The organism is Natrinema sp. H-ect1 (assembly GCF_041821105.1).
Lineage (GTDB): Archaea > Halobacteriota > Halobacteria > Halobacteriales > Natrialbaceae > Natrinema > Natrinema thermotolerans.
Window position 1 is genome coordinate 507,627 of sequence record NZ_JBGUBA010000001.1, and the last position, 10,820, is coordinate 518,446.

Genomic DNA, 10,820 nt, shown 5'->3' on the forward strand with positions numbered 1-10,820 from the left:
ATGGCACTACGCAACGACAGGGCCGTTCAGGCCGCACGCGAGATCGAATTGAAAGAGATCGAGGACGGCTATACGCTCGTCGGGGGTCCCGATGAGGCAGTCACCGAACAACACGACACCGACCGGATTCCCGAGGTCGACGTCGACCAGGAGATGCTGAGCGACACGGGCGAGGACCCCGAGTCCTGGCTCATGTACGGCGGCAGCTACGAACAACACCGCGCGACGCCGGCCGAGGTCATCACGCCGGAGAACGTCGCCGACCTCGAGCTGGAGTACGAGCTGTCGGTCGGGACGGGCTCGAGCATGGAGGGGACGCCGATCGTCGTCCCGGGCGATCCGCCGGTGATGTACCAGACCAACGGGCCGAACCACATGAAGGCGATCGACCCCCGCGAGGGCGAGATCCTGTGGAGCTACACCTACGCAGTCCCGATGGGCGTCGAGTTATGCTGTGACGACAACAACCGCGGGGCTGCCGTCCACGGCGACACGGTCTATATGACGACGCTCGACTCGGGCGTCGTCGCGCTGGACCGCTACACCGGCGAGGAGCGCTGGTACACGAGTACCGCCGACCACGAAGAGGGGTACTCGGCGACGTGGGCACCGGTCGTCCACGACGGGACGATCTACACCGGTAGCGCCGGCGGCGAGTACGGCGTTCTCGGATTCATCGCCGCAATCGACGCCGAGAGCGGCGAGATACAGTGGCGGACCGATACGCTGCTCGAGGACGAGTGGGTCGGTGCGAGCCGCGAACACGGCTGTGGGACGAGTTGGATGACGCCGACGATCGACGAGGAGGCGGGCGTCCTCTACACGGCGGTCGCCAACCCCGGCCCCGACTTCGACGGGACGGTACGGCCGGGGCCGAACTTCCCCACCTGTGGAACGATCTCGCTGGACTTAGAGAGCGGCGAGTCCCAGTGGGGGTTCCAGAGCAGTCCCCACGACGTTTGGGACTACGACGCGGTCGCGCCGCGCGTGCTGGTTCGGGACGTCGAGACCGACGACGGGTCGATGGACATGGTCGTCGGCTCGGACAAGACCGGCTGGGTGTACATGATGGACGCCGAGTCGGGCGACCTCCACGAGCGCAGCGAAGAGATCTGCCAGCACATCAATATGTGGGAGATGATCCCCCACATCAGCGAGGACGAGCGCGTCCCGTTCGTCCCCGGTGCGCCCGGCGGCAACGACTGGCAGCCGCCGTCGTACAACCCCGAGACGGGACTGGTGTACGTGATCCACCAGAACTACCCGCAGGACCTCTACTGGCGCTACGAGGAGTTCAGCGAGGGCAACCCCTACTGGGGCGGCGGGTTGGCCGATCCGGCCAGCGAGTTCCCCGATGAGTGGAACGGCGCGATCACGGCCTTCGCGGCCGTCGATCCGTCGACCGGCGAGCGCGTCTGGCGCGAATGGATCGAGAGCGAGGACGACCACTACATGTGGGGCGGCTCGCTGTCGACCGCCACCGGACTCGTCTTCAACGGCACCCAGAACGGCACCTTCGTCGCCTACGACGGCGAGACCGGCGACCGCCTCTGGGAGTACGAGTTCGACGTGCCGATCAGTGCCTCGCCGATGAGCTGGTACGACCCCGACGAGGGGAAGCAGTACGTCGCCGTGCAGGTCGGGGGCAGCGGCTGGCTCCGGCAGGGACCGCGCGGGGACACGCTCGCCGTGTTCTCGATGGAGGACTGACCGACGACCGATCACCACCACACAACAATGTCGAACGAACAACGTTCACGCGACGACGTGTCCCGCCGCGGCGTGCTGCGAGGCACCGCGGCGATCGCCGGAACGGCCGCGGCCGGCACGGCGGGCGCGTACCGCGACGAGATCGACTTCCGACTGCCGGCCACGCAAAACGACGGCGCGGGCCGGACCCTCTCGCTGCTCGGTATCGTCGGCGGCTGGGTCGGGGTCGCCCCCGCCGAGATCGACGGCCGCTCGAACCCGCCGCTGCGACTGATCGAGGGCGAAGACCACGAGATCGTCTGGACGAACGGCGACGGCTCGCGGCACAACTTCACCCTCGAGGACGAGGACGGCAACGTGATCGAGGCGACCGACTTCGTCGAGGAGCAGGGCGAATCGACCTCGCTGACGGTCACCGCCGAGGAGGGGATGGCGGGCTACTACTGCGTTCCCCATCCCGTCCAGATGCGCGGCCCGATCGAACTGATCGACGTCGACGAGGTCCACGAGTTGCGGGTACGGGTCGAAGACGAGAACGGCGACCCACTCGGCGCGGAGGTGTTCGTCGGCGATCACCACTCCTTCTCCGACGTCGCCGCCAAACCGGGCCAACAGGAGGAGGAAGCACCGCCCGCGGTCGCCCGCTTCGATATGCTCGAGGACGGGGAGTACGACGTCGAGGTCTGGACCTACGGTCACGAGCGACTGACCGACACGGTGACCATCGACGGCGATGACGCCGCGTTCACCGCCACCCTGTCGGCGACCGAACCCGGCGACCCGGCCGAGACCTACTCGATGCGACTCGAGGAGGGGCGCTGGGTCGGGGTCGGCCCCGACGCCATCGCCGACGAGGAGAACCCGACGCTCGAACTCGAGGCCGGCGAGACCTACGCCCTCGAGTGGGAGAACACGATCGGACAACACCAGCCGGAAGCGGACAACCGGACCTACGAACCGCTGCCCGGCCACAACTTCGTGATCGCCAGCGGCGGCGACACGAACGAGTGGAACACCTACGTCCGTTCGGACTTTCTCGACGAGGCCGGCGCGACCCAGACCGTCGAGTTCGTTGCGACCGAGGAGATGGCCGTCTACCTCGACCAGTCACAGCTCGACGCGGTCGGCGAGATCGACGTCCAGTAGCCCGCTGCCGGGCTCTTTTTTCCGTCGACGACTCCGCCACGGCCGTCAGTCCGTCGTGTCGACGCGCCGGTCCCGCTCGAGCGTCGTCACCGCAACGCCGGCGATCACGACGAGGCCGCCGCCGACCGTAACCGGGCCCGGCACTTCCCCGAGCAGGACGAGCGCGAGCAGCGTCGCGCCGACCGGCTCGCCGAGCCAGGCGACGCTGACGACGACCGACTCGAGGTGGGCCAGCGCCCAGTTGCTCACCGTGTGCCCGAGGAGGCCGGGGCCGACGGCCAGCGCGAGAAAGAGCGCCCATTCGCGGGGCGGGTAGCCGACGTAGGCGTGACCCTGCACGCCCACGAGGACGAAGAGCGCGACCGCACAGACCCCGTAGACGACGGTCACGTAGGGAAAGAGCGGGACCCGCTGGCGGATCGAGCGGCCGGCCAGCACGTAGCCGGCGACGGTCACCGCGCCGAGGACTGCGAGGGCGTTGCCGTACGGGGCCGTCCCGGCGAAGGCCGAACCCCCGGCATCGCCGAGCGACATCGCCGTCGCCCCCGCGAGCGCGACGGCGATCCCGGCGGCCGTCGCGCGCGTGAGTCGCTCGCCGAGGACCAACCACGCCCCCAGCGCGACGAAGATCGGCTGGCTCTGGACGAGCGTGACGCTGGCGGCAACGCTGGTGTGGGCGAGACTTTCGAACCACGCGGCGAAATGGATCGCCAGCGCGACGCCGGCGACGACCGCACCCGCGAGGTCCCGGACGGAAAGTCGTGCGAAGGCCCCGCGGTGACGGGTCGCGGCGACGGGCGCGACCAATACGGTCGTAAAGAGGACGCGGTAAAGCGCCGCAACCGAACTCGGAGCCGTACTCCAGCGGACGAGGACGGCGCTGGTACTCGTCGCCGCTACCGCGACCGCGAGGGCGATCAGCGGCGTCGGCTCGCGATCGACGTACACGTCCATCGCTCCCGCGCGACCCCACAAACGGCTTCCGGAACCGGTCGAACCCGAGCTACTCGTCGGGTACCCGATGTGGGCGGTAGATCGCCGCGATCTCGAGGTCGACCGGCTCGAGCCCGGTGATGATGTCGTCCTCGGGAGAGAGGTCCTCGGCCTCCCACGCCTCGAGGTAGCTCAGGGCGTCCGCGCGGTCGGCGAACGCTTTGGGATCGATTCCCATCGGATCGTCGACCGCCCTCTCGTCGGTGATGAGGACGTAGTGTGCCTCGGTCGCGTCGATCTGCTCGCCGGTTTCGCGATCGACCGTCCACGCGCCGTCGATCGGCGAGTCCGGCGTCGACGAGACCACGTACGTGAACAGACACCCCGGCGACTCGAACACGGCTGCCTGCCCGTTCTCGTGACGGAGTTGGCTCGATTCGGGAAAGTCCGCGGCGGTCATCCCACAGACCGCACAGGACATCCCCTCGGGGTACTCGAACGGTCCCTCCTCGATGCCCTCGAGCGTCGGTTCGTACACCTGTGCGGGGGGGCCGTCATCGGACTCGCTCTCGCCGAGACAGCCGGCGATACCCACGCCCGTCCCCGCCGCGAGCGCACCGATGAATCGTCGCCGGTCGACCCCGTCGTCAGTCATACATCCCGGTAGGCCGGCAACGGGCAAAACGGGACTGGTTCGGGTGTCGAATCGCCCGATTTGGCCGCCGACACGTCACCGCGGCTCGGTCACTCGAGCTGGGCCTTCGCCAGCCGGTGGCGTGCCCGAAACATGGCCTCGAACCCGAGGTTCGAGAGCGGCGCGATCGCGTCCCCGAGCCCGCCGAGCGGGAGTTCGTAGGTGACTCGGTCCCGGATCCGGGTCCGCCGCCCGTCGGCGTAGAACGAGTGGGTGTGCTCCCAGCGGTCGAAGGGGCCGTGGACCATTTCGTCCCGGAAGTATGCCGATCCGTCCTCGCGCTCGCGGTCCGTGATCACCGACGTCCAGTGCTGGCGCGGCCCGACGCCGAAGGGACGCATCGAGAGCGCGATCTCCGAGCCGGGTTCGAGGACGTTCGGATCCGGCTCCCCGTCGGGTCCGATCACGCGCTCGACGCGCAGGTTCATCCAGTCGGGCGTCAGCCCCTCGAGGCCGGAGATCTGTGAGTGGAAGGCCCAGACGTCCTCGAAGGGCGATCGAACGGTCGTCTCGCGTTCGTAGGTAGGCATCGCTCGGTGATGGCTACGGCGGCCACGGGGAAAACGTCGGTCCCAACGACCGGCGACGAACGGCGACGCGCGTTACTTGAGACGCTCCTGGAGGAACGAGGGATGGGCCGCAGTCACGCCGTCGATCTCGAGGAGATCCTCGGAGATGATCTCGCCCAAGGCGTCGCCGTCCTCGGCGCGCACCTCGGCCATCAGCATGTGGTCGCCGCTGGAACTGTACAGGGCCTCGACCGCTTCGAGGTCCTTGATCGCCTTCGTCGCCTCGACGTAGCGTTCGCTGGCCACGTCGAGCCCGACCATCGCGATCGTCTGGCTCGAGAGCTTCTTCGGATCGATGTCGGCCGAATAGCCGACGATCACCCCCTCCTCCTCGAGCTGGTTGATGTACTTTCGTACCGTGGGCTTCGAGACGTTCGCCCGATCAGCGATCTCCGCATAGGACGCCTGGGCGTCCTCCTCGAGGACCTCGAGGATACGATCTTCCGTCGCCTGCGTACTCATGAGCGTACGTTTTGCTCCGGCGGAAAAATATCTTTTGTATCCGAAAACGACGTATATCCGAACGGAAGACACGGGGAGACGGCTGGCTCGAGGCCCGAAATCGCGCGGTTTATTCCCGTGGTAGACCCAGGGCGACCATCGTGGTCGCTCCGACTCTCATCAGCGGCGTCGTCTGGATCGGCTGTGGACTCGCGATCCTCGGACTGGCGTGGCTCATCGCCGTTCGCGGGCGGGCGGACCTCCACGCCAACTACGACGAATCGGTCGATCCCGCATACGCCTCGCGGTGGGCCGGCGGAACGGCACTGCTAATGGGACTGTTGGTCGTCGCCTACGGCGTCCGCGAGGCGCTGTACGGGTTCGATCCGCGCCTGCTCGCCGGGCTCGTCCTCGCCCTCCTGATTCTGAGCTACGTCTCGAAGCTGTTCGCCAAAGGGGTCGGCGCGGACGGACGCGACTGAGTTCGATCTAACCAGTCACGTCAACGGCTCCCCGAAGCGGTGAAACGGGACCGACGGATTCGGGGTCGTTCGCGACCGTCCTCAGGTGTGGCGCTCGAGGAGGTCGTAGCTGCGTTCCCACTCGGCGTCGTCGTCGAAGTACCGCTCGGCCAGTGGCTGGTCGGGCAGCTCGCCGACGGCTGCCTTCTCCTCGGTGTAGGACGGCCGGTCTTCGTCGACGTAGTACCGGCCCGTGAGGACGGTCCCCTCGTTGAGGACGTCCTCGGTCTCGCGCATCATCTCGGCGGCTTCCGCGCGGTCGGTGACGTCGAACTCGTAGTCGTCGGACTCCTGGACGTCGATGTAGGGGACGTACTGGCGGGCGTCCTTGTTCCAGGTCGGACACTGGGTCAGGAAGTCGACGTGAGCGAACCCGTCGTGTTCGATGGCCTCCTTGATGATCTCTTTCGCCTGGTTAGGGTTGACCGCGGCGGTACGGGCGATGTAGCTCGCGCCGGCGGTCAGCGACTGCGAGAGCGGCCGGATCGGCGTCTTCGCGCTGCCCGAGGGCTGGGTTTTCGACTTGTGGCCCTTCGGACTCGTCGGCGACGTCTGGCCCTTCGTCAGCCCGAAGATCTCGTTGTTGAACACGATGTACGTCATGTCGTGGTTCTCCCGGGCCGTGTGGATGAAGTGGTTGCCGCCGATCCCGTAGCCGTCGCCGTCCCCGCCCGCAGCGATGACCTCGAGTTCGGGGTTGGCGAGTTTGGCCGCGCGGGCGACCGGCAGCGAGCGACCGTGGATCGTGTGGAAGCCGTAGGTATCGAGGTAGCTGTTCAGCTTGCCCGAACAGCCGATCCCGGTGACGGTCAGCACTTCCTCGGGGGTCTTGCCGACCTCCGGCAGCGCCTGTTTCAGGGACTTCAGGACGCCGAAGTCGCCACAGCCCGGACACCACGTCGGCTGCGGTTCGACGCCGGGGGTAAACTCGTCCCGGTCGATCTCTCGCTCCTCACCGATTGCGTTGAATGCGCTCATTGTCAGTCACCTGCAGCGGGTTCGATTCGTACCTGTGCGGTCGGTTCGCGGTCCTCCTCGGCGAGGTTGACCTCGTAGCCCTCGACGATTTCGGCGGGCTCGAAGGGGTTGCCGTTGTACTTCAGCAGGCTCGTGAGCTTCTCGCCGAACCGACCAAGCTCCTTCTGGAGCAGGCCGCGGAACTGCGCCGTGGCGTTCATCTCGACGACCATCGCCTCGTCGACGCTCTCTAAGAACTCGGTCACCTCCCGCTCGGGGAACGGCATCATATCGGAGACGCTGAGCCCCTTCACCGAGTGGCCGTTCGCGTTGAGCCGGGACACGGCTTCCTCGACGGCACCCTGTGAGGATCCCCACGTGATGATGCCGTAGTCGGCCGTCTCGTCGCCGAAGTAGGTCTGGGTGGACTCACGCTCTTCGTCGAGTTCAGCGCGGATGGACTCGAGTTTCTCGAGCCGGCGGTTCATCTGGGCGACGCGGTTGTCGGGGTCCTCGCTGATGTGGCCGACCGGGCTGTGTTCGTTCCCGGTGGCGAGGAAGCGCCCGCCCTTCTGGCCGGGGATCGACCGCGACGCGACGCCGTTCTCGGCGGTCTCGTAGTTGAACCGCTTGAACTTCCCGGAGTTGTCGTGGGCGGCCTCGCGGAGTTCGTCTTCGGTCAGCGTCGAGCCCAGATCCGGCGACACCTCGCGGTCGAAAAAGTCGACATCGACGTTGGTGTTCTCGCCGGAGAGTTTCTGGTCGTAGATGACGATCGCCGGGATCTGGTAGTCCCAGGCGATGTCGAAGGCCAACCGGGTCTGTTCGTAGGCCTCCTCGATATTACCGGGCGCGAAGACGACCCGCTGGGAGTCGCCCTGGCTCGTGTAGAGGACGTGTTCGAGGTCGGCCTGTTCGGGTTTGGTCGGCATCCCGGTCGAGGGGCCGGCCCGCATCGACTCGACGAGGACAACCGGCGTCTCGGTCATCTCGGCGAGCCCGAGCGGTTCGGACATCAGCGCGAAGCCGCCGCCGGAGGAGCCGGACATGGCCTTGACGCCGGCGTGGCTCGCGCCGACGGCCAGCGCGGCCGCGGCGATCTCGTCCTCGACCTGCTCGGAGACCCCGCCCATGTCGGGGAAGTTCTGCGCGAGGATGGTGAACACGTCCGTCCACGGCGTCATCGGGTAGCCGGCGATGAACCGACAGCCGGCGTCGATCGCGCCGTAGGCGATCGCGTTCGAACCCGACAGCAGCGCCTGCTCGGCGTCGTGAGAGCCTTCGGGGGCCCGCAGGTCGTGTTCGAACTCGTACTCCTCCCGCGTCGTCTCGTAGGCCTCGTGGAGGATCTCGAGGTTCGCCTCGAGAACGTCCCCGCCCATCGCGTCGGACATCAGGTCCTCGATGTGCTCGAGGTCCATGTCCAGCAGGGCGGCGGTGACGCCGACGCCGGCGGTGTTGCGCATGACCTCGCGACCGTGTTCGCGTGCGAGTCCGCGCAGGTCCATCGGGAAGACGTGCCAATCGTTTTCCTCGGCACGCTCGTGGAGATCGATCGCGTCGACGTCGTCCTCGCTGATGAGACCCTCGTCGTAGACGATGATCCCGCCCTCGCGAAGCTCGTCCAAGTTCTCCGAGAGGGGCTTGATCTCCTCGTTGCCGTAGTAGGCTTCCTCCTGGGGGTTGCGGGCGAAGGAGTCACCCAGCGAGAGCAGGAAGTTGTAGCCGTCGCCGCGTGACTGTACCTCATGGTCCGCGGCTCGGATCTCGACGTAGGTGTGGCCGCCGCGGATCCGCGACGGATAGTGGCGGTGGGTAAATACGTCGAGCCCCGAGCGCATCAGCGCCTTGGCGAAATTCTGGCTCGTCGAGTCGATCCCGTCGCCGGAACCGCCCGCGATTCGCCAGATGAGTTCATCGTCGCTCATAGTGGATCAGTGGCCGATGATCGACCGTATCCTCGAGTTTGCTCCACGCGACCTAAAGACTTTGCTATAGATTACCAAGGATCTTTCGTGAAGAATGGACGTACATTGAAGAATATGTATGAACGATCATTACGATAGCCGGGAACCCGTTGCTGTTCGTCACATTCGATCGGGAACGGGTGTATCGTTTCTCAGCGTTGAAGCAGACGTGACGGCTCCCGTCGATTCACGCGTCGGTCCCGAGCCCGTCCGGGTCGACTGCCTCGAGACCCCATTCGTCGAGGAAGTCCTCGAGGAAGGCAGCTCGATCGGGGAGTTCGTCGGGGTGGTGGGAGTCGGTGCCGACGGTGACGGCCACGTCGTGGTCGCGGAGAACGGTGAGGAACCGCTCGGCGGGATGGACGACCCCGGCGTCGGAAAGCGCCCGCCCGGCGTTTACCTCCGGCACCGTTCGCGAGTCGGCAAGTGCCCGCGCCACGCGCCGGTAGTGGGCCTCGGTCGCCCGCCCCCGGAGCGGCGGCGTCCGCTCGAGCAGGTCGACGTGGGCCGCGATATCGAACAGTTCCGACTCGACGAGCGCGACCAGCCGGTCGAAGTACTCGTCGACGACCGCGTCGCGTTCGGCGTCGGACATCGCCGCGAAGTGGGACGCGACCTGGACGTTGTTGCCGTCGACGGCGTGGACGCTGCCGATCGCGTACTCGAAGCCCGCCTCCGAGAGGAAGGCGTCGATGGCCGCCTCGTCGCGCGGATCGTAGTCCATCTCGACGGCGTCGTAGATCTCGAGGTCGAACGCCTCGCGCAGTCGCTCGATCCCCCGACGGCGGCGCTCGTAGGTGAGATCGAGGTTGAAGCCGTAGACCCCCCGCATCGACTCGGGCCGCTCGCGCGAGGCCACGTTGCAGTGGTCGGCGAACCCGATGCCGTCGAGACCGGCCGCCTCGGCCGTCCGAACCATCGATCGAAGGAAGTCTCCGTCCGAGTAGTTCGAGTGAACGTGAAAGTCCCGCATACGTCGCCGACCACGGGTGACGTGTTAGTCGTTTTGCTTATTGGCGGTATTCGACCCGGTAATTCGTGATTGGGCCCAGCGTGTGGCACTCGTGGACGGCAGTGCGGGCCGACCGAACGACGAAGTAACACCGGTGTAATCAGCTAACACCGGTATCCGCGAACACTTACGGTGATCTCGGCCCCAGACGAACGTACGGCAACGACACATGTCACAACGAAAACCGGACTACGTAGACGACACCGAGATCGACGCGACGCTCGACGAACTGCCGACCGACGAGGCCATCGAGGCGACCGTCGACAACCTCGAGGCGAACGGCTTCGACGTCGTCGTGGCCGACTCAACCGAAGAGGCCCTCGAAGCGGTCCAATCACGGATCCCTGCCGGTTCGTCGGTGATGAACGGCCACTCCACGACGCTCGAGGAGATCGGCTTCGACGACTACCTCTCGGCGGGCGACCACGAGTGGGAGAGCCTGGCCGACGACATCTGGAGCATCGACGACGACGCCGAGCGCCAGGCGGCCCGCCGCGAGTCCCAGACCGCCGACTACTTCCTCGGCGGTATCAACGCGATCGCCCAAACGGGCGAACTCGTCGCGGCCGACCGCTCTGGCAGCCGGATCGGCGCGTACCCCTTCGCCGCGAGCAACGTCGTGATCGTCAGCGGTGTCAACAAGATCGTGCCGACGCTCGACGACGCGCTCGACCGCCTCGAGTCGGTCGCCTATCCCCTCGAGAACGAACGGGCACAGGAGGCCTACGGCGTCGAGTCCGCCATCGCCAAACAGCTCATCTTCCGACAAGAACTCGAGGACGATCGGACGACCGTCGTCCTGGTCCGCGATCAACTGGGCTACTGAGGTCCCGTTCGGAGCGACGCCTGCAGTTACGCGCCGCTCCGATC

The 10,820-nt window shown here is 66.6% G+C and carries 11 protein-coding genes; 4 read left to right on the plus strand and 7 right to left on the minus strand.

Features of this window, described 5'->3' with window-relative positions:
* Together ACERIM_RS02635 and ACERIM_RS02640 are read left to right on the plus strand one after the other, a co-directional pair.
* Positions 1–1,710: a pyrroloquinoline quinone-dependent dehydrogenase gene (locus tag ACERIM_RS02635; RefSeq protein ID WP_373631097.1), complete on the plus strand. Its 1,710-nt coding sequence runs from the start codon at positions 1–3 to the stop codon at positions 1,708–1,710.
* A gap of 27 nt (positions 1,711–1,737) precedes the next feature.
* The gene (locus tag ACERIM_RS02640) at positions 1,738–2,856 is read left to right on the plus strand and encodes a plastocyanin/azurin family copper-binding protein (RefSeq protein WP_006649293.1); all 1,119 of its coding nucleotides are present in this window, start codon (positions 1,738–1,740) and stop codon (positions 2,854–2,856) included.
* A 45-nt stretch (positions 2,857–2,901) separates the two neighbouring features.
* On the opposite strand, the gene ACERIM_RS02645 is transcribed toward ACERIM_RS02640, so the two are convergent.
* The 4 genes from ACERIM_RS02645 to lrpA1 all read right to left on the minus strand — a co-directional run bounded on the left by ACERIM_RS02645 (position 2,902) and on the right by lrpA1 (position 5,514).
* Positions 2,902–3,810, minus strand: a complete 909-nt coding sequence (locus ACERIM_RS02645) for a DMT family transporter (protein ID WP_373631098.1) — start codon at positions 3,808–3,810, stop codon at positions 2,902–2,904.
* 49 nt (positions 3,811–3,859) lie between these two features.
* Positions 3,860–4,444, minus strand: a complete 585-nt coding sequence (locus ACERIM_RS02650) for a nitrous oxide reductase accessory protein NosL (RefSeq protein WP_373631101.1) — start codon at positions 4,442–4,444, stop codon at positions 3,860–3,862.
* Positions 4,445–4,533: 89 nt separating this feature from the next.
* Positions 4,534–5,013, minus strand: coding sequence for an SRPBCC family protein (locus ACERIM_RS02655; RefSeq protein WP_006649296.1), 480 nt, complete (start codon positions 5,011–5,013; stop codon positions 4,534–4,536).
* A 72-nt stretch (positions 5,014–5,085) separates the two neighbouring features.
* Entirely contained in the window at positions 5,086–5,514 is a 429-nt protein-coding gene (gene lrpA1 / locus ACERIM_RS02660; protein WP_006181100.1) for an HTH-type transcriptional regulator LrpA1, read from the minus strand.
* Positions 5,515–5,654: 140 nt separating this feature from the next.
* On the opposite strand from lrpA1, the gene ACERIM_RS02665 reads away from it, so the two are divergent.
* Positions 5,655–5,975 carry a hypothetical protein gene (locus tag ACERIM_RS02665; RefSeq protein WP_006181101.1) on the plus strand — a complete coding sequence of 107 codons (321 nt, stop codon included), beginning with the start codon at positions 5,655–5,657 and terminating at the stop codon, positions 5,973–5,975.
* Between the two features lie 81 nt (positions 5,976–6,056).
* Here ACERIM_RS02665 and ACERIM_RS02670 read toward each other — a convergent pair whose 3' ends face one another.
* From ACERIM_RS02670 to ACERIM_RS02680, 3 genes are all read right to left on the minus strand, one after another.
* Positions 6,057–6,992, minus strand: coding sequence for a thiamine pyrophosphate-dependent enzyme (locus tag ACERIM_RS02670; RefSeq protein WP_006181102.1), 936 nt, complete (start codon positions 6,990–6,992; stop codon positions 6,057–6,059).
* A gap of 2 nt (positions 6,993–6,994) precedes the next feature.
* A complete protein-coding gene (locus ACERIM_RS02675) occupies positions 6,995–8,899 on the minus strand; it encodes a 2-oxoacid:acceptor oxidoreductase subunit alpha (RefSeq protein WP_373631105.1) in 1,905 nt (634 codons plus the stop codon).
* 226 nt (positions 8,900–9,125) lie between these two features.
* Positions 9,126–9,911, minus strand: coding sequence for a PHP domain-containing protein (locus ACERIM_RS02680; RefSeq protein ID WP_006649298.1), 786 nt, complete (start codon positions 9,909–9,911; stop codon positions 9,126–9,128).
* 208 nt (positions 9,912–10,119) lie between these two features.
* Between ACERIM_RS02680 and ACERIM_RS02685 the strand changes: the two genes are divergently transcribed.
* Positions 10,120–10,776, plus strand: coding sequence for a lactate utilization protein (locus ACERIM_RS02685; protein WP_373631107.1), 657 nt, complete (start codon positions 10,120–10,122; stop codon positions 10,774–10,776).
* The last annotated feature ends 44 nt before the right edge of the window (positions 10,777–10,820 follow it).